The organism is Caulobacter mirabilis, assembly GCF_002749615.1.
Taxonomy (GTDB): Bacteria; Pseudomonadota; Alphaproteobacteria; order Caulobacterales; family Caulobacteraceae; genus Caulobacter; species Caulobacter mirabilis.
In genome coordinates, this window is record NZ_CP024201.1 from 3801209 (window position 1) to 3819138 (window position 17930).

Annotated in this window: 17 protein-coding genes; 13 read left to right on the forward strand and 4 right to left on the reverse strand. The window is 69.3% G+C overall.

Annotation, left to right across the window (positions count from 1 at the left end):
* Positions 1–3: 3 nt before the first annotated feature.
* Positions 4–504, forward strand: a complete 501-nt coding sequence (locus tag CSW64_RS17965; protein WP_099623384.1) for a DUF3237 domain-containing protein — start codon at positions 4–6, stop codon at positions 502–504.
* 9 nt (positions 505–513) lie between these two features.
* A complete protein-coding gene (locus CSW64_RS17970; RefSeq protein ID WP_099623385.1) occupies positions 514–2121 on the forward strand; it encodes a long-chain-fatty-acid--CoA ligase in 1608 nt (535 codons plus the stop codon).
* A 46-nt stretch (positions 2122–2167) separates the two neighbouring features.
* Here the strand turns inward: CSW64_RS17970 and CSW64_RS17975 are convergent, their stop codons facing one another.
* Positions 2168–4351, reverse strand: a complete 2184-nt coding sequence (locus CSW64_RS17975) for a TonB-dependent receptor (RefSeq protein WP_099623386.1) — start codon at positions 4349–4351, stop codon at positions 2168–2170.
* Between the two features lie 155 nt (positions 4352–4506).
* Between CSW64_RS17975 and CSW64_RS17980 the strand changes: the two genes are divergently transcribed.
* Genes CSW64_RS17980 through CSW64_RS18005 form a run of 6 tightly spaced genes read left to right on the forward strand, consistent with a single transcriptional unit; the run spans position 4507 to position 10322 of the window.
* A complete protein-coding gene (locus CSW64_RS17980; RefSeq protein WP_099623387.1) occupies positions 4507–5004 on the forward strand; it encodes a DUF3237 domain-containing protein in 498 nt (165 codons plus the stop codon).
* A complete protein-coding gene (locus tag CSW64_RS17985) occupies positions 5004–6365 on the forward strand; it encodes a spinster family MFS transporter (protein WP_099623388.1) in 1362 nt (453 codons plus the stop codon). The genes CSW64_RS17980 and CSW64_RS17985 overlap by 1 nt, the downstream gene beginning before the upstream one ends.
* Positions 6365–7363, forward strand: coding sequence for a phosphotransferase family protein (locus CSW64_RS17990; RefSeq protein ID WP_099623389.1), 999 nt, complete (start codon positions 6365–6367; stop codon positions 7361–7363). The genes CSW64_RS17985 and CSW64_RS17990 overlap by 1 nt, the downstream gene beginning before the upstream one ends.
* Positions 7360–8673: a phosphopyruvate hydratase gene (eno, locus tag CSW64_RS17995; protein ID WP_099623390.1), complete on the forward strand. Its 1314-nt coding sequence runs from the start codon at positions 7360–7362 to the stop codon at positions 8671–8673. The genes CSW64_RS17990 and eno overlap by 4 nt, the downstream gene beginning before the upstream one ends.
* The gene (locus CSW64_RS18000) at positions 8670–9617 is read left to right on the forward strand and encodes a 2-hydroxyacid dehydrogenase (protein ID WP_099623391.1); all 948 of its coding nucleotides are present in this window, start codon (positions 8670–8672) and stop codon (positions 9615–9617) included. Before eno ends, CSW64_RS18000 begins: the two co-directional genes overlap by 4 nt.
* A 3-nt stretch (positions 9618–9620) precedes the next feature.
* Complete coding sequence (locus CSW64_RS18005; RefSeq protein ID WP_099623392.1) at positions 9621–10322, forward strand: alpha/beta fold hydrolase; 702 nt, start codon at positions 9621–9623, stop codon at positions 10320–10322.
* Between the two features lie 121 nt (positions 10323–10443).
* On the opposite strand, the gene CSW64_RS18010 is transcribed toward CSW64_RS18005, so the two are convergent.
* Positions 10444–11496 (reverse strand): hypothetical protein, encoded by a 1053-nt coding sequence (locus CSW64_RS18010; protein ID WP_216361205.1) that lies wholly within the window; start codon positions 11494–11496, stop codon positions 10444–10446.
* A 165-nt stretch (positions 11497–11661) separates the two neighbouring features.
* Between CSW64_RS18010 and CSW64_RS18015 the strand changes: the two genes are divergently transcribed.
* Positions 11662–12147, forward strand: a complete 486-nt coding sequence (locus CSW64_RS18015; protein WP_099623393.1) for a MarR family winged helix-turn-helix transcriptional regulator — start codon at positions 11662–11664, stop codon at positions 12145–12147.
* 74 nt (positions 12148–12221) lie between these two features.
* On the opposite strand, the gene CSW64_RS18020 is transcribed toward CSW64_RS18015, so the two are convergent.
* A complete protein-coding gene (locus CSW64_RS18020) occupies positions 12222–12776 on the reverse strand; it encodes a VOC family protein (RefSeq protein WP_099623394.1) in 555 nt (184 codons plus the stop codon).
* A 131-nt stretch (positions 12777–12907) separates the two neighbouring features.
* Here CSW64_RS18020 and CSW64_RS18025 point away from each other — a divergent pair, with 131 nt between their 5' ends.
* From CSW64_RS18025 to leuC, 4 genes are all read left to right on the forward strand, one after another.
* Positions 12908–13483, forward strand: a complete 576-nt coding sequence (locus CSW64_RS18025; protein WP_099623395.1) for an NADPH-dependent FMN reductase — start codon at positions 12908–12910, stop codon at positions 13481–13483.
* Positions 13484–13548: 65 nt separating this feature from the next.
* The gene (locus CSW64_RS18030) at positions 13549–15114 is read left to right on the forward strand and encodes a long-chain-fatty-acid--CoA ligase (protein ID WP_099623396.1); all 1566 of its coding nucleotides are present in this window, start codon (positions 13549–13551) and stop codon (positions 15112–15114) included.
* 1 nt (position 15115) lies between these two features.
* Positions 15116–15898: a 2-keto-4-pentenoate hydratase gene (locus tag CSW64_RS18035; RefSeq protein ID WP_099623397.1), complete on the forward strand. Its 783-nt coding sequence runs from the start codon at positions 15116–15118 to the stop codon at positions 15896–15898.
* 4 nt (positions 15899–15902) lie between these two features.
* Positions 15903–17339 carry a 3-isopropylmalate dehydratase large subunit gene (leuC, locus tag CSW64_RS18040; RefSeq protein ID WP_099623398.1) on the forward strand — a complete coding sequence of 479 codons (1437 nt, stop codon included), beginning with the start codon at positions 15903–15905 and terminating at the stop codon, positions 17337–17339.
* On the opposite strand, the gene leuD is transcribed toward leuC, so the two are convergent.
* On the reverse strand, positions 17306–17905 hold the full coding sequence (gene leuD / locus CSW64_RS18045; protein WP_099623399.1) for a 3-isopropylmalate dehydratase small subunit: 600 nt from the start codon (positions 17903–17905) through the stop codon (positions 17306–17308). The two genes, leuC and leuD, sit on opposite strands and share 34 nt — an antisense overlap.
* Positions 17906–17930 lie beyond the last annotated feature (25 nt).

Here is a 17930-nt window from a genome sequence, read left to right on the forward strand (position 1 = left end):
CGCATGACCGATGAGACCTTCCAGTGGGGGCCGCTGGCCAGCGAACCCCTGTGCGTCGCCGACTTCCGGGTCGAAGGCCCGATCATGCCGCTGGGCCAGTCGCCCTTTGGCGACCGCAAGGTGGGCTACGTCACCGGAGGCTCATTCGAGGGGGCGCGGCTGAAAGGGGAGATCCTGCCCGGCGGCGGCAACTGGTCGACCAACGGTGCGCTGGACGCCGGTCAGGGGGTGGGGACCTTCGACGCCCGGGCTCTGTGGCGGACCGAGGACGGGGCGATGATCTACGTCACCTACACCGGCCGCAGCCTGATCTCCGACGCCGTGATCAAGGCGTTCCGCGATCCGAACGCCGGGCCGGTCGATCCCTCGCGCTACTATATCCGCATCGCCCCCGTCTTCGAGACCAGCGACCCCCGCTACGCCTGGCTCAACGGCATACTGGCCGTGGGCTGCGGCCAGCGGATGCCCTGGGGCATCCGCCACTGGATGTTCGCGATTAGGTAGGCGGAACACATGCAAGGTCTGATGCAGGATTGGAGCCTCACCCTCGACAGGCTCCTGGATCACGCCGCCCAGTGGCACGGCGCGCGGGAAATCGTCACCCGCTCCGTCGAGGGCCCGGTCGTCCGGACGACCTACGCCGCGCTGCGCGACCGGGCCAAACAGGCCTCGAACGCGCTGAAGGCCCTGGGCGTCCAGCCCGGCGACCGGGTCGCGACCCTGGGCTGGAACAGCGATCGTCACCTGGAGGTCTGGTACGGCGCGGTCGGGATCGGGGCGGTGCTGCACACCCTGAACCCGCGCCTGTTCGCCGAGCAGCTGGCCTACATCGTCAACCACGCCCAGGACCGGATCATCCTGGCCGACCCGGCCTGCGCGCCGCTGCTGGAGACCCTGCTGCCGCAGTGCCCGACGGTCGAGCGCGTGGTCTTCCTGACCGACGCGGCGCACATGCCGGCGACGCCGTTCAAGGCCGAGCCCTACGAGGACTGGATCGCGGGCCAATCGACCGACTGCGCCTGGGGCAGCTTCGACGAGAACACCGCGGCGGGGCTCTGCTACACCTCGGGCACCACCGGCAACCCGAAGGGCGTGCTCTACAGCCACCGGTCCAACTACCTGCACGCCCTGATGACGCTGCAGACCGACGCCCTGGCGCTGTCGGCGCGCGACACCGCCCTGCTGGTTGTGCCGATGTACCACGCCAACGCCTGGGGGGTGGTCTACTCGGCCCCGGCCGTGGGCGCGAAACTGGTCCTGCCGGGCCAGAAGATGGACGGCGCCTCGATCCACGAGCTGATCGAGACCGAGGGCGTCACCTACTCCGCCGCCGTGCCGACCGTCTGGCAGATGCTGCTGGAGCACCTGCGCGCGACGAAGGGCAGGCTGACCACGCTGAAGCGCGTCACGATCGGCGGCTCGGCCTGTCCGGAGTCGATCATCCGCGCCTTCCACGAGGACTACGGCGTCGACGTGATCCAGGGCTGGGGCATGACCGAGACCTCGCCCCTGGCCACCGTCTCGCATCCCGACGCGACGATGATCGGCAACGGCTTCGAGGAGCAGTTGCCGCACAAGCTCAAGCAGGGGCGGCTGCTCTGCAACCTGGACCTCAAGCTGGTCGACGACGCGGGTCAGCGCCTGCCGCACGACGGCAAGACCATGGGCCGGTTGATGATCAAGGGCCCGACTATCGTCCGCGCCTACTACGGCGGCGACGGCGAGGTGCTCGACGAGGAAGGCTTTTTCGACACCGGCGACATCTCCACCCTGGACGCAACCGGCTGGATGCAGATCGCCGACCGGGCCAAGGACGTCATCAAGTCGGGCGGCGAATGGATCAGTTCGGTCGAGATCGAGAACATCGCCGTCGGCCATCCCAAGTGTGAGCTCGCCGCCGTCGTCGGCGTCCCGCACCCCAAGTGGGACGAGCGCCCGCTGCTGCTGGTCAAGCTGAAGCCCGGCGAGACCGCAACGGCCGCCGACATCCTGGACTTCCTGGAGGGCAAGATCGCCAAATGGTGGATGCCGGACGAGGTCGCCTTCGTCGACGAGATCCCGCTCGGGCCCACCGGCAAGATCGACAAGAAGGTCATCCGCCAGCGACTGGCGGCTCAGTAGAAAAAACACGGCGCGCCGGAGAGGGGCCGGCGCACCGCGCCCGCAGTCACCGCTTGTAGATGAGGGTCACCCCGAATGTCCGGGGAGGCGCGTACGGCGCCAGCAGCTGCTGGTAGAGCGGGTAGTTGGTCGCATAGGTCCGGACGAGCTCGTCCGTCAGGTTCTTGCCCCACAGGGCCAGCTCCCAGGTCCCGTCCGGCGAGGTCACGCCGAGGCGCGCGTCCAGGTTCTGGAAGGCGTCCTGGGTCTGGTTCACGATGTTGGAGGCGTCGAAATAGCTCTTCGCCTGGTGGCTGTAGTCCACCCGGGCGCGGACGGACCAGTCCTGCACCGGGACAGTGTACTGGATCCCGACGTTGTACTTGTCCTTGGGCGAGCGCGGCAGGACGTGGCCGGTGTTGTTGGTCGTCCCGACCACATAGTCGGTGAACTTGGCGTCGAGATAGGCGTAGGAGCCGTCGATCTGGAGGCCGGCGAACGGCTTGACCAGGAACTCCAGTTCCGCGCCGCGAATGCGGGCCGTGGCGGCGTTGCTGACCACCACACAGCACAGCGGCACCAGGGTCGAGATCTGCAGATCCTCGTAGTCGGTCTGGAACACCGACAGGTTCAGGCGCAGCCGGTTGTCCAGCCACTGTGTCTTGGCCCCGGCCTCGTAGCCCCAGGCGAACTCGGGATCGTAGGGCGTGGCCGCCCCCTTGGCGGTGCCGGAGAGCCCCTGGAAGCCGCCGCTCTTGTAGCCTCGGGTGGCCGAGGCATAGAGCAGCAGGTTCTCGCGCGGCTGCCAGTCGACGGCGACGCGCGGCGTGAAGGCCTCCCAACTCTCGCTGGCCCGAACGTCGTAGCCGCCCAGCGTGCCCAGCGGCGGCGGCAGGCCCGGACCGCCGGTTTTGAACCCCGCGAAGCGGCCGTCCTTCTCCTCCCAGGTCATTCGCGCGCCGGCGGTGACGGTCAGTTCGTCGGTCACGGCGTAACCGAACTGGCCGAACAGCGCGAAGCTGGTCGCCTGGACCTTCTGCGGATAGCGGGCCGAGCCCTGGATCGCCGGCGTGGCGAAATCCTGGATCAGGTCCTGCACCCGATCGTTGTCCTCGCGCAGGTAGTAGGCCCCCACCTGCCCTTTCAGCCGGTCGTCGAAGGCGTTGAAGGCGAAACGCAGCTCCTGGCTGAACTGCAGGTTCTCCTCCTGGCCGATCTCGGTGGATTCGATCTGGTTCGGCGGATTGACCGGGTTGCTGAAGAACGGGGTCTTGTTGGCGAACTCCGACTGTCGCAGGGCGGTCAGCGAGGTCAGGGTCCCGAGCGAGGTGTCCCAGTTCACCTCGGCGCGATAGGTGAACAGGTCCCGCTTCAGATAACCGTCGGTATAGGCGTTCACCCGGCGCGGGTCAGGGTCGATACCCGCGCAGTGGACGCCGTTGTTGAAGGCCGGGTTGCAGATATTGTGGCGCGGATTGCCCTTCTGGTCCTGGTGGGTGAAGTCGAAACCCAGCAGAACCTCGAGCGTGTCGCTCGGCTTGGCGCGAAGCTGCACCTGGCCGGCCCAAAGGTCCTCGTTGTTGACCCGGTTGCCGGTGGTCACGTTCAGCTCGTAGCCGTCGCGGACCTTGCGGCTCAGCCCCGCCGAGATCGCGACCGTGTCATTGACCGCCCAGTTGGCCAACGCGCGCAGGGCGATGCGGTCGTAGTTGCCGTAGGTCGCCTCAAGCTGAAGCGAGTTCTCGTCGCCGGGCTTCTTGCTGACGAACTGGACCAGGCCGCCGACGGCGTTCTTGCCGAACAGGGTGCCCTGCGGGCCGCGCAGCACCTCGATCCGCTCCAGGTTCAGGGCGTCGATGTCGGGCGTGCCGCCGCGGCCGGCGTAGACGCCGTCGACGAAGACCACCACAGAGGGGTCGCCGCCGGCGTTCTGGCTGATGCCCTGGGCCGAGCCGATGCCGCGGATGGCGAAGTTGGTCTGGATGGGATCGACGGCGGTGGCGGTGAAGCCCGGCGTCCGCTGGGCCAGGTCGAGCACGCTCTCGACATTGCCTTCCTTGAGCCGCTCGGCGCCGAAGGCGGTCACCGCGACCGGCACCGACTGCAGGTTCTCCTGGACGCGCTGGGCCGTGACGACGATCTCGTCGACCTGCGTCGCGTCCTGGGCCCAGGCCGCGCCCGCCGTCGCGGCGGCCAACGCCGCCAGCGATACATTCAGCGCCCGACGGGGCGCCCTCCTCCGACTGGTCATCACTCCCTCCCTTTCGTCTCCCTTTTTGATGGGAGACTGTTGTTGAGCCGTCCGACAAAAATCGTTAGCTATCTAAGAATTATTGAGACAGATTTCGGCGCGGTCCGCAAGATTTGAGCGAACGCCGGATTGCCGAGCGTCGCCGGGGAGAGGAAATGACGGGGAACAACAAGGGCTTGGCGACCCGACCGCTGTGCACGGTCGACATCCGTCTGGAGGACGCCGCGCCGATCGTCGTCGGCAAGACCCCCTGGCGAAACCGTCGGATCAGCCACATCGCCGGCGGCGTCTTCACGGGCGACCGGCTCAAGGGCGTGGTTCATCCGGGCGGGGCCGACTGGTCGGAAGGCGGCGCCAATGCCGCCGGCGACGTCCTGACCCTGGTCGACGTCCGCGCGCTATGGACCACCGACGACGGGGCCCAGATCTATGTGGTCTACGCCGGCCGCCTGAACATCCCCGCCGGCGCGCTGGCCGACTTCCGCGACCCGGCCAAGGTCGAAACCCTGCCCGACGACGCCTACTACTTCCGCACCCTGGTCACCTTCGAGACGGCCGCTCCCCGGTACAGCTGGCTGAACGAGATCACCGCCGTCGGCGTCGGCCGCCGCACCATCGCGGGCGTGCGCTACGACATCGCGGAGGTGCTGTGATGAGCGCCCAACCCGTCGAGCCTCTCGCACCGGCCCCGCAAGTCCCCGGCGAACCGCCGTGGCCCAAGCCGGCCTACGCCTGGTACGTCGTGGGCGTGCTGATGTTCGCCTACACCCTGTCGTTCATCGACCGGATGATCCTCAGCCTGCTGGTCGCCCCGATCAAGGAGGCGCTGCAGATCAGCGACACCCAGATCAGCCTCCTGGTCGGGATGGCCTTCGCCATCTTCTACACCCTGCTCGGCCTGCCGCTGGGCTGGCTGGCCGACCGCAGCAACCGCCGCAACATCATCGCCGCCGGCATCGCCCTGTGGAGCGCCATGACCGCCGCGTGCGGCCTGGCGGGCGGCTACGCCACCCTGTTCCTGGCGCGGATGGGCGTCGGCGTCGGCGAGGCGACCCTGTCGCCCTCGGCGTTCTCGATGCTCAGCGACTACTTCCCGCGCCACCGTCTGGCTCGCGCCATCGCGGTCTATTCGATCGGCGTGCCGCTGGGCTCGGGCATCGCTCTCATCCTGGGCGCCTTCATCATCAAGGCGGTGCTGGCCTCGCCGCCGGTCCACCTGCCGATCCTGGGCGAGGTCGACGCCTGGCGGATGATCTTCTTCTGGGTCGCCGCGCCCGGGCTGCTGGGCACGCTGCTGATGTTCACGGTGAAGGAGCCCTTCCGCCGCGGCCAGACCAAGCAGGCCAGCGCCCTGCCCGGCAAGGACCTGGTGATCTTCCTGCGCCGGCACGGCGGAGCGGTCTGGTGCCACATCTTCGGCATGAGCCTGATCACGATCGTGATGTACGGCCTGCTGGCCTGGACTCCGTCCTTCCTGGTCCGCAGCTACGGCATGGATATCTCCAACGCCGGCCTGTGGTTCGGGGCCATCACCGGCCTGTGCGGCGCGGGCGGCATCCTGCTCGGCGGCTGGGTCGCCGACCGCATGTTCGCCAAGGGCCGGCGCGACGCCCACCTGCGCACCATGCGGCTGTCGATCCTGCTCGGCGGGCCCCTGGTCGTGCTGATGCCGTTCATGCCGACCGCCGGCCTGGCCATCGCGGTGCTGGTCCCGGCCATGCTGCTGATGACCATGCACGGCATCGCCGCCGGCGCCCTGCAGCTGATCGCCCCGAACGAGCTGCGCGCCCAGATCAGCGCGGTGTTCGTCTTCGTCGTGAACCTGATCGGCCTGGGCCTTGGGCCGACGGCCATGGCCCTGGCGACCGACTTCGTGTTCCGCGACGACGCGGCGCTGCGCTGGTCGATCGCCCTGGTCGCCGCGATCTCGCTGTCGCTCGGCGCCCTGGTGCTGACCCTCGGCCTCAAGCCCTTCGCCCGCAGCGTCGAGGCCGCCGAGAACGGCTTCAAGTGATGACGACGCAGGACCAGGACATTCTCGACGCCCTCGCCCGCCTGGGCCTGGACCCGCGCCCGCCGGTCCAGCGCCTGTCGGGCGGGGTCTCCTGCGATGTGCTCCGCGTCGAGCTGGCGGACGGCCCGGTCTGCGTGAAACGCGCCTTGCCGCAGCTCAAGGTCGCCGCCGACTGGAAGGCCCCGGTCGAGCGATCGCACAGCGAGGTGCTTTGGCTGAAAGCCGTCCAGGACATCCCCGGCGTGATCGCGCCGCACGTCCTGGCCGAGTCGGAGGCCGACCACCTGTTCGTGATGTCCTGGTTCGACGCCGCCGACCACCCGGTCTGGAAGTCGCAGCTCGCCGCCGGCTTCGTCGATATCGGCCTGGCGCGGCAGCTGGGCGCGGCCCTGGCGGCGATCCATTCGACCACCGCCCGCAAACCGGAAATGGCCGCCGACTTCGCCACCGGCGACCTGTTCCACGCCCTGCGGCTGGAGCCCTATCTGCTGCACACGGCCAAGGCCCATCCGGACCTCGCAACGCGCCTGACCGCACTTGCGGAGCGCACCCTGGCGACCGGCAAGGCGCTGGTGCACGGCGACGTCAGCCCCAAGAACATCCTCGCCGGTCCGGACGGTCCGGTCTTCCTCGACGCTGAATGCGCCTGGTGGGGCGAGCCGGCCTTCGACCTGGCCTTCTGCCTGAACCATCTGCTGCTGAAGGGCGTCTGGAAGCCCGCGCACATTCCCGCCTACCTCGCCGCCTTCGAGGCGCTGAAGAGCGCCTACATGGCGGGCGTCGACTGGGAGCCCGCCGCCGACCTCGACCGGCGCGTCGCCGCGCTGCTTTCGGCGCTGCTGCTGGCGCGGGTCGATGGAAAATCGCCAGCGGAATACTTGACCAGCGACCGTGACAAGGACTTCGTCCGAACCGCGGCCCACAGCTTCGTCCAGCAGGACAATCTCGACCTGGCGAGCCTCGCCGGGCAATGGACCGACAGGGTGCAGAGCTTATGAAGACCGAAATCGTCTCCGTGAAAGGCCGCCAGATCTGGGACTCGCGCGGCCGTCCCACCGTGGAGGCGGAAGTGACCCTGGCCGGCGGCGCCATCGGGCGCGGCCTGGCCCCGGCCGGCGCCTCGCGCGGCGCGCACGAAGCCATCGACCTCCGGGACGGCGGCCACCGCTTCGGCGGCATGGGCGTCGACCGCGCCGTGGCGGCCGTCAACGGCGAGCTGGCCAAGGCTTTGACCGGCCTCGACGCCGCCGACCAGGACGGCGCCGACCGCGTCATCGTCGACCTGGACGGCACCGCCAACAAGGCTCGCCTAGGCGCCAACGCCACCGTGGCCCTGTCGATGGCCGTGCTCAACGCCGCCGCCGCCGCCGAGGGCCTGCCCCTGTGGCGTTACCTGTCCCAGGGCGCGCGGGTGCGCGTGCCCCTGCCCGAGATCCAGATCTTCGGCGGCGGCGCCCATGCGGGTCGCCGCACCGACGTTCAGGACTTCATGGTCATGGTTCCGCACGCCGACACCGTCCGGAAGGCGCTGGAGGTGACCGCCGACGTCTACCGCGCCGCCGGCGCTCTGATGGAGGAGACCGGCCGCCTGTCCGGCACCGCCGACGAAGGCGGCTGGTGGCCGAACTTCTCGTCCAACGAGGAGGCGCTGGTCGCCCTGGTCCAGTCGATCGAGAAGGCCGGCTACCGCCCGGGCGAGGACGTCTACATCTCGCTGGACGTCGCCGCCAACGAACTGTTCCACGAGGGCGGCTACCGCCTGCCGCTGGACAACGCCCAGCTCGACAGCGCCGCCATCGTCGAGCGGGTCGCCCGCTGGGCCCGCGAGTATCCGATCCTGTCGATCGAGGATCCGGTCTCGCAGGACGACATGACCGGCATGACCGACGCCACCCGCCGCCTGGGCGACACCGTCCAGATCATCGGCGACGACTTCCTGGTCACCAACGCCGGCCGGGTCGAAATCGCCGCCGCCCAGGGCGCCTGCAACGCCGTGCTGGTGAAGGTGAACCAGGCCGGGACCGTCTCCGAGGCCAAGCGCGCCCTGGAGGCCGCCCGCGCCAAGGGCTGGAGCACGATTGTCTCCGCCCGCTCGGGCGAGACCGAGGACGTCACCATCGCCCACCTGTCCACCGGTTGGGACGCCGGCCAGCTGAAGGTCGGTTCGTTCGCCCGTTCCGAGCGGATGGCGAAGTGGAACGAGTTGTTGCGGATCGAGGACGCCATGGGCGCCGACGCCGTGTTCGCCGGCGCCTCGGCCTTCCCGGCCGCTGTGGCCGCCAACCTCACCCGGGCGAAGGCCGCGTGAAGGCGGTCCTGCAGTACCGGGCCAGCCCCGGCTTCCTGGCCAGCCTGGACGCCGAGGGCGCCCGCGCCGGCCTGACGGTCGTCGCCGTCGACGAGCAGGACGACGCCGCCTTCGCCCGCGAGATCGCCGACGCCGACGCCCTGCTGCACGTCCTGAAACCTGTGACGGCGGCGATGATGGACGCCGCGCCGAACCTCAAGCTGATCCAGAAGATCGGCGTCGGCGTGAACACCATCGATCTCGAAGCAGCCAAGGCCCGCGGGGTCGCGGTGGCCAACATGCCCGGGACCAACAGCCAGGCGGTGGCCGAGATGGCCCTGACCCTGATGCTGGCGACGCTGCGGCGCGTGACCTACTTCGACCCGCTGACTCGCGCCGGCGAGGGCTGGCGGCCGGACCTGGCGATGCTGGACGGCGTCGGCGAGATCGCCGGCAAGACCGTGGGCTTCGTGGGCTACGGCGCCTCGCCGGAACGGCTGGCGCCGGCCCTGCAGGCGCTGGGCGCGCAGATCGTCTACCACGCCACCGCGCCCAAGCCGGATCGGATCGGGCGGTTCGTCGGCCTGGATGAGCTGCTGGCGATCTCGGACATCGTCTCGCTGCACGTTCCTGCGACGGCCGAGACGCGCGGCATGATCGGCGCCGAAGCCCTGGCCAGGATGAAGCCCAGCGCGATCCTGGTGAACACCGCCAGGGGCGAGATGGTCGACGAGGCGGCTCTGCATGCGGCGCTGAGCAGCGGCCGCCTGCGCGGCGCGGGCCTGGACGTCTTCGCCGCCGAGCCTGTGGCGCGGGACAACCCGTTGCTGACCCTGCCCAACGTCGTGGCCATGCCTCACGTCGCCTGGCTGACGCCCGAGACGCTGGAGCGCAGCCTGGCCGTCGCCTTCGAGAACTGCCGGCGCGTCCGCGACGGCGAACCCCTGCTTCACCGAGTGATCTAGACCGTGCCCGAACGCCCCTCCGTCGTCCTCATCCCCAGCCAGCTCCAGAACGCGCAGACCTGGGGGCCGCAGATCGCGGCGCTCGGCGGCGACTACGACTTCCACGTCGCCGACAACACCAGGGACGACACGATCGCCGGCATCGCCTCGCGATTGCTGGCGGTATCGGCCCCGACGTTCGACCTGGTCGCGCACGGCATGGGCGGCTTCGTCGCCCTGGAGGTCCTGCGCCAGGCGTCCGAGCGAGTGCGCAGCCTGGTGCTGATGTCGACCCTGGCCCCCAACGACGGCCCGGCCCAGACTGAACGCCGGCAGGGCTACATCAAGCTGGTCGAGGACGGGAACTTCGCCGGGGTGATCGAGGAGCGCATCCCGATCCTGGTCCACGCCGCCCGTCGCGAGGACGAACCGCTGCTGGCCGTGCTGCGCCGGATGGCCGAGGACACCGGACCGGACATCTTCCTGCGTCAGCAGCGCGCCATCATGGCCCGGATCGACAGCCGGCCGTCGCTGGCCGCCATCACCTGCCCGCTGCTGCTGGTCCGCGGCGCCGAGTGCGGCATCACCACCCAGGCGCACCAGGACGAGATCCTGGCCGCAGTCCCTCAAGTCCGCCTGGAGACGGTCGAGAACAGCGGCCATATGGTGACGCTGGAGATGCCTTGGACGATCAACCGCCTGCTGGCGGATTGGCTGGCGCGGTGATCTGGATGCTCCCCTCTGGGGGAGCTGTCGGCGTAGCCGACTGAGGGGGTCCTGCAGCGCGAAAGACCCCCTCCGTCTCGCCTGATGGCGAGCCGCCTCCCCCAGAGGGGAGGATCCTCCCTTAAGCCCCCAGCTCCTTCCGCACGATCGCGGCGCCGTCGGCCATGGCCTTCAGCTTGGCGAAGGCGACTTCGCGGCTGTGATATTTCATGCCGCAGTCCGGAGCGACGATGATCTGCTCGGGCCGGGCGTACTGCAGCGCCTCGCGGATACGGTCGGCGACCAGTTCCGGCGTCTCGACCGTCGGATCGTTCAGGTCGATCACCCCGTACATGATGCGCTTGTTCGGCAGCCCCTTGAGCACCGCCGGGTCGAGCCGCGGCTGAGCCGCCTCGATCGAGATGATATCGGCCCGGCTGTTCTCCAACTCGGTCAGGAAGTCGTAGTCCGAGGGCTTGGCCGCGCCGTGATGCACGTGGGCGTAGCCGAAGCAGATGTGCAGCGCGGTCAGACCGGTGACGCCCTCCAGCGCCCGGTCGATCGCCTTCACGGCATAGTGACGCGCCTTCTCGGCCCGCGCCTGGAGGTAGGGTTCGTCGAGCTGGACGATGTCCACGCCGGCCGCGAACAGGTCCTTGATCTCCTCGTTGACGGCCACGGCGTAGTCCATCGCCAGGGCCTCGTCGTCGGCGTAGTGATCGTTCTGCGCCTGCTGCGTCATGGTGAAGGGACCCGGCAGGGTGATCTTCACCCAGCCCTTGGACCGCTGCTTCAGGAAGGCGGCGTCCTGGGCCTCGATCGGGCCGCGGCGACGGATCGGACCGGCCACGCGGGGGACCGGATTGGGGGCGCCGGTGCGGTCCATCGCCACACCCGGAATGTCGATGTCGATGCCCTCCAAGGCGTTGGCCAGCCGGTTGGAATAGCTCTCGCGCCGCATCTCGCCGTCGCCGACGATGTCGATGCCGGCCAGCTCCTGATCGCTGATCGCCATCAGCGTCGCGGCCTCCTGGGCATCGGCCAGCCAGGGCTCGGGAATCCGCCAAAGCTCCCGCGCCCGCACACGCGGCGGCAGGCGGCTCTTCAGGCCCTCCCGGTCGATCAGCCAGTCGGGCTGAGGGTAGCTCCCGACGATCGTTGTGGGGAGAAGAGGGAGGCCGGCCAGCTTGTCCATGGACGAAATCGTCGCCTTTGCAGAAATACTTCGATATCTATGTATCTGACATGAATGGACGCCGGTTGGCAATCGAGGCTGCATACCTTCGGTTGACAGCCCGGACAGGCTCGTAAAAGTCGAGCCAGACTGACAAGCGTCGCGATTCCTCGCGCAGGGCACGAAATGAGCGACCGCGAAACCGATCGATTCTACGCCGATCCCAACAACAGCCTGGGCTATCTCAGCCGGATCGCCTTCCGCTCGTTCTCCCGGGCGCTCGAATCACGCACCGCGCCGCACGGGGTCACCAGCGGCCAATGGCGCTTCCTCCGGGTCCTGTGGATCGAGGACGGCATCACCCAGCGCGAACTCAGCCGTCGGGTCGGCATGCGCGAGCCCACGACCGTCACGGCGCTGAAAAGCCTGGAGCGCAGCGGCTTCGTCCGCCGCGAGCAGAGCACCGAGGACCGCCGCAAGGTTCACGTCTTCCTGACTCCGGTCGCCAAGAAGCTAGAGAAGACCCTGCGTCCTCACGTCCAGGAAGTGAACGAACTGGCCACGCGCGGCATGACGCCGGATGAGGTGCTGGAGCTGCGCCGCCTGCTGGCGCTGGTCGGACGCAACCTGGCCGAGGAAGCCGAGGGCGTGGCGGCCGACACCGGCGCCTGATCACCTTCGTCGCCGGCAATGAAAAAGGGCCGCGCGATCACCGCGCGGCCCTCTTCGTCTGATCAGCCTTCGGATCAGGCCGCGACGGTCGCCCGACGCGGCTCATGGGCGACATCGGCCTCGGTGAAGCCGTCGTGGGTCCAGGCCGCGAACTCCAGGCAGACGCCATCGGGATCGAAGAAGTAGACCGAGCGAACATAGACCTCGTCGGTCATCTCGGGGCTGGTCTGGGTCTCGGAGTTGTCGTGATTGAGGATCGGGGTGACCGGCACGCCCTTGGCCTTGAGGCGCTGATAGTATTCCTCGAATTTCTCGGCCGGGACCTTGATCGCCAGATGGTTCAGCGAACCGTGCGCCGAGACGAACGATCCCTGGGTCGGCAACGCCGCCGGGGCCGCGACGCCAGGCTCGTAGCCGGGAGCCTCCGGGAACCAGAAGAAGGCGATCGAGTCGCCGTTGCCGCAGTCGAAGAAGAAATGCTGACCGCGATTGCCCGGCAGCTCCAGCGTCTTGATCAGCGGCATGCCGAGGATGTCGCGATAGAACTCGACCGTCTTGGCCATGTCCCGGCACACGAGGGCGACGTGGTGCACGCCCCCGAACTGGAACTCCTTGTTTTCGGCGGTCATGGCTTCCTCCGGTTCTTTTCTGTTCGCCATTGTTGTCCGCAGCCTATACCAAACGGCCGAATTCGATAAGATAGAATTCTAAGTAATTTTCGCTCGGGCGATGACCTGGCGGAACCGGAGGGGAAGTCGCCGTGACCGTGAAACTGCTCGCCCTGGCGGGAAGCACCCGCGAGGGATCGTTCAACCAGCGCCTGCTGGACCTCGCCTGCGCCGCCGCCGAGGCCGAAGGCGCGACCGTCACCCGCGTACGCCTGGCCGACTACGCCCTGCCCCTCTACAGCCACGAACTGGAGGCGACGGCCTTCCCACGGACCGCCCTGGACCTGAAGGCCCAGTTCGTCGCGCACCACGGCTTCCTGATCGCCTCGCCCGAGCATAACGGCTCGGTCAGCGCCGTGCTGAAGAACGCCATCGATTGGGTTTCGCGCCCGACCGAAGCCGAGACCGCCATCTCCCTGACCGCCTTCCGCGGCAAGACGGCGGGGATCATGTCGGCCTCGATCAGCCCCTTCGGCGGCCTTCGCAGCCTGACCCACCTACGCCAGATTCTTGGCACGGTGCAGACCCTGGCCGTCACCGAGCAGGTCCTGGTGCCCTTCGCCGACAAGGCCTTCGATGGCCCCGAGCTCGTTGACGCCCTGCCCCGCATGCTGCTGGGCGGCCTGGCCAAGCGGGTCGTCGAGGTGACGGACGCGCTCAACCGCTGAGCGTTGCCAACGCCTCGGCGCCATGGCAATATTGCTTAGATATCTAAGTTAGTTGAGAGCGGGCCATGATCGATCATGAGGCGGTGCGGCTGCTGGGCGACATCCCGGCGGCGCAGGCGAAGGCGCGAGGCGGCCAGATGGCGCTCTCCAGCGGGGGACGCTCGCTGACCTACGCCGAGCTCGAGCATCGCGCCCGCGTCATGGCCGAGGTCCTGCGCGGCCTCGGCGTCCAACGGGGAGACCGCGTCGCCTGGCTGGGCCGCAACAGCGAGTTCTATTTCGAGCTGTTCTTCGGTCTGGCCGCCGTCGGCGCATGCCTCAATCCGGTGAACTTCCGCCTGTCGCCACAGGAGATCGCCTTCATCCTGGAGGACAGCGGCGCGCGGCTCCTGTTCATCACGCCGGACCAGGCCGGGCTGGCGACCGACGCCCTGGCCCAGCTGGCCGAGGCGCCGGCGGTGGTCAGCATCGGCGGCGCAGCGGCAGGCTATCGCAGCTACGACGTCCTGGCCGCGACGGTCTCCGACCCGGCTCCGCTCGCGCCGGCCCGGCCCGAGGACGACCTGCTGCAGCTCTACACCTCCGGCACCACCGGCCGGCCTAAGGGCGTGCAGCTGACCAACGCCGCCTATGGCGAGTTCCTGAAGATCAGCCCTCAGGTCGAAGGCTTCAACTACCCCTCCGGCGACGCCCTGCTGATCGTCATGCCCTTGTTCCACGTGGCCGGGTTCAACGTCAGCCTGATGGGCCTGGCGCACGGCTGCCGGGTGATCGTGCTGGAGCAGTTCAACGCCGGCGAAGTGCTGCGCCTCATCGAGGCGGAGAAGGTGGCCCAGATCTTCCTGGCGCCCTCGATGATCCAGATGATGCTGCAGGCGCCCGAGATCGCCGGCGCCGACCTCTCCAGCCTCAGCACCATCGGCTACGGCTCCTCTCCGATCGGCGAGGCGACGCTGCGCGAGGCGCAGGCGCGCTTCGGCTGCGGCTTCGTGCAGTTCTACGGCATGACCGAGTCGGCCGCGGCCGGCACCTTCCTGGCCCCCTCGGCGCACCAGCCCGACAAGCTGCTGTCCTGCGGCAAGCCCTGGCCGGGCGTCGAGGCCCGGATCGCCGGCCTGGACGGCCGGGAGCTGGCGGTCGGCGAGGTCGGCGAGATCCAGCTGCGCGGCGGCACGCTGATGAAGGGCTACATGAACCGCCCCGAGGCGACGGCGGAAACCCTGATCGACGGCGGCTGGCTGCGCACCGGCGACGCCGGCTACCAGGACGCCGAGGGCTTCTTCTACGTGCACGACCGCCTCAAGGACATGATCGTGACCGGCGGCGAGAACGTCTATCCGGCCGAGGTCGAGAACGCGATCTTCGGCTGTCCCGGCGTCGCCGACGTCGCCGTCATCGGCGTGCCGTCCGACCGATGGGGCGAGGAGGTCCGCGCCGTCGTCGTCCCCGCCGCCGGCGCCGAGCCGGACGCTCAAGCCGTCATCGCCTGGGTCCGCGCCCGCATCGCCGGCTACAAGACCCCCAAGGCCGTGGACTTCGTCGAAGCCCTGCCCCGCAACGCCTCGGGCAAGGTCCTGCGCCGCGAGCTGCGCGAACCCTACTGGGCCGGACGCGGCCGGGCGGTCGGCTGACATGACGTCCCAGGAGGTGGAGGACTGCGCCGCCGCGGCGCTGTGGCGGGCGCGCCTGTCCGTCGCCCAGATCGATCCCGCCGAGCTGGCTGGCCTCGCCGACGCGGAGGCCGCCTATCGGGTGCAGCGGTTGAACGTCGAGCGTCGCCTCGGCGAAGGCGGGACGGTCACCGGCCGCAAGATTGGCCTGACCTCGGCCGCCGTCCAGGCGCAGCTGAACGTGGACGAGCCGGACTACGGCTTCCTGTTCGCGGACATGGACGTGTCGGGCCAAGCCGAGGTCTCGACCCGCCCGCTGGCCCAGCCGCGCATCGAGGCGGAGATCGCCTTCGTCGTCGCCCGCGACCTGCCCGAAGACCTCACGCCCGACCGCGCCGCCTCGTATGTCGATCACGCCGTGGTCGCCGCCGAGATCGTGGACAGCGCGGTGCTCGACTGGCGCATCGGCCTTCGCGAGACCGTGGCCGACAACGCCTCGGCCGGCCGCTACGCCCTGGGGAGTCAGCGCCTGTCCCTGGCGAGCTTCGACCCGACCGCCGCTGTCATGCGCATGACCCGCGACGGCCAGGAGGTCTCGACAGGAGCCGGCGCCGCCTGCCTCGGCGGGCCCTTGCTGGCGCTGTGCTGGCTGGCCCGCGCCGCCGCCGCGCGCGGCGTTCCGGTCCGCGCCGGCGAGGTCGTCCTCTCCGGCGCCCTCGGCCCCATGATTCCCGTTTCAGCCGGCGACTGCTTCGAAATCCGCGTCGACGCCGTCGCCCCCTGTCCGTCCGTTTCGCGCCGGTGACCCCTTGAGCCGCACCCTCTACGACAAGATCTGGGACGACCATGTCGTCGTCGAGGATGCCGGCGATACGCTGATCTACGTCGACCTGCACCTGCTGCACGAGGTCTCCTCGCCCCAGGCCTTCGACGGGCTGGCCCAGCGCGGCCAGACCGTCCGCCGTCCCGAGCGGACCTTGGCCATGGCCGACCACAACGTCCCGACAGAGGGTCAGTCCCAAGGACTGTCGGCCCTGGTCGACGAGGATGCGCGCATCCAGGTCGCGACCCTGGAGGCCAACGCCAAGGCCCACGGCTTCCAGATGTTCGCCATGGGCGATCCGCGCAACGGCATCGTCCATGTGGTCGGGCCCGAGCAGGGCCGCACTCTGCCCGGCATGACCATCGTCTGCGGCGACAGCCACACCTCGACCCACGGCGCCTTCGGAGCCCTGGCCCACGGCATCGGCACCAGCGAGATCGAACACGTCCTGGCCAGCCAGACCCTGCGCCAGAAGAAGTCGAGGAACATGCGGGTCCGCATCGAAGGCCAGCCCGGCTTCGGCGTGACGGCCAAGGACATCGCCCTGGCGGTGGTGGCGGCCTGCGGCGGCGACGCCGGCGTCGGCCATGTCGTCGAATACGCCGGCGAGGCGGTCGAGGGCCTGTCGATGGAGGGCCGCATGACCCTCTGCAACATGACCATCGAGGCCGGCGCGCGCGCGGGCCTGGTCGCCCCGGACGAGACCACCTTCGCCTACCTGAAGGGCCGCCCCGGCGCTCCGACCGGCGTCGCCTGGACCGAGGCCGTCGCCCGTTGGCGAACGCTGCGCAGCGACCCGGACGCGCGTTTCGATCGCGAGATCGTCGTCGACGCCGCCGCGATCGCGCCGCTGGTCAGCTGGGGCACACGGCCCGATCAGTCCGTCGCCGTGACTGAGGTCGTGCCCGACCCGGCCGCCCTGCGCGACGGCGAGCAGCGCATGGCCGCCGAACGCGCCCTGACCTACATGGGCCTGCGTCCCGGCATGGCGATGGATGGCCTGACGATCGACCGGGTGTTCATCGGCAGCTGCACCAACAGCCGCATCGAGGACCTGCGCGCCGCCGCCGAAGTGATCGGCCTGGCCGGCGGACGCGTCGCCGAGGGGATCCGAGCCCTGGTCGTGCCAGGCTCGGGCCTGGTCAAGCAGCAGGCCGAGGCCGAGGGCCTGGACCAGGTGTTCAAGGCCGCCGGCTTCGAATGGCGCGAGCCGGGCTGCTCGATGTGCGTCGGCATGAATCCGGACAAACTCGGCCCCGGCGAACGCTGCGCCTCGACCAGCAACCGCAACTTCGAGGGGCGCCAGGGTCGGGGAGGCCGAACCCATCTGATGAGCCCGGCGATGGCCGCCGCCGCCGCCCTGGCCGGCCGCATCGTCGACGTCCGTCGCTACCTCGCCTCGCCCGCCAGCCTCGCTTCATAGGCGCTGATCCGATCCTCATGACGCAGGCTGCGGATGATCTCGTCCGCGCCGGTCAGCAGCGCCTCACGATCGGGCGCGGCGATCTCGAAGACGACCACCTCGCCGTCCGGCAGCGTGATCCGCCGCTGCTCCAGGTCGACGGCGAACGCCTCGCCCGCCCGATCCGTCGCCACGGCGACCAGGTGTTCGCAGACCGCCCGCGGCAGGTGGACCAGCAGGATGCCGTTCTTCAGGCAGTTGGCGCGGAAGATGTCCCCGAAGCTGGGCGCGATCACGCAACGGATGCCGAAATCGGCCAGCGCCCAGGGCGCATGTTCGCGCGAGCTGCCGCAGCCGAAGTTCTCGTAGGCGACCAGGATCCCGGCCTGGCGATAGGCTGGCTGGTTGAGCACGAACTCCGGCCGTTCCCTGCCGCCTTCGTCGTAGCGCGCCTCGGCGAACAGCCGCTTGCCCAACCCCTTCCGGGAGACGGTGGTCATGTAGCGGGCTGGGATGATCTTGTCGGTGTCGACGTGGGTCTGCGGAAACGGGGCGGCGGCGGCCTTGAGGACGGTGAATTTCTGCACGATGGATCGCACTCCGCCCTTGGCG

Coding starts and splice junctions, on each gene's coding strand:
- CSW64_RS17965 (WP_099623384.1), top strand. CDS start 4: ATGACCGATGAGACCTTCCAGTGGGGGCCGCTGGCCAGCGAACCCCTG.
- CSW64_RS17970 (WP_099623385.1), top strand. CDS start 514: ATGCAAGGTCTGATGCAGGATTGGAGCCTCACCCTCGACAGGCTCCTG.
- CSW64_RS17975 (WP_099623386.1), bottom strand. CDS start 4,351: ATGACCAGTCGGAGGAGGGCGCCCCGTCGGGCGCTGAATGTATCGCTG.
- CSW64_RS17980 (WP_099623387.1), top strand. CDS start 4,507: ATGACGGGGAACAACAAGGGCTTGGCGACCCGACCGCTGTGCACGGTC.
- CSW64_RS17985 (WP_099623388.1), top strand. CDS start 5,004: ATGAGCGCCCAACCCGTCGAGCCTCTCGCACCGGCCCCGCAAGTCCCC.
- CSW64_RS17990 (WP_099623389.1), top strand. CDS start 6,365: ATGACGACGCAGGACCAGGACATTCTCGACGCCCTCGCCCGCCTGGGC.
- eno (WP_099623390.1), top strand. CDS start 7,360: ATGAAGACCGAAATCGTCTCCGTGAAAGGCCGCCAGATCTGGGACTCG.
- CSW64_RS18010 (WP_216361205.1), bottom strand. CDS start 11,496: ATGGACAAGCTGGCCGGCCTCCCTCTTCTCCCCACAACGATCGTCGGG.
- CSW64_RS18015 (WP_099623393.1), top strand. CDS start 11,662: ATGAGCGACCGCGAAACCGATCGATTCTACGCCGATCCCAACAACAGC.
- CSW64_RS18020 (WP_099623394.1), bottom strand. CDS start 12,776: ATGACCGCCGAAAACAAGGAGTTCCAGTTCGGGGGCGTGCACCACGTC.
- CSW64_RS18030 (WP_099623396.1), top strand. CDS start 13,549: ATGATCGATCATGAGGCGGTGCGGCTGCTGGGCGACATCCCGGCGGCG.
- CSW64_RS18035 (WP_099623397.1), top strand. CDS start 15,116: ATGACGTCCCAGGAGGTGGAGGACTGCGCCGCCGCGGCGCTGTGGCGG.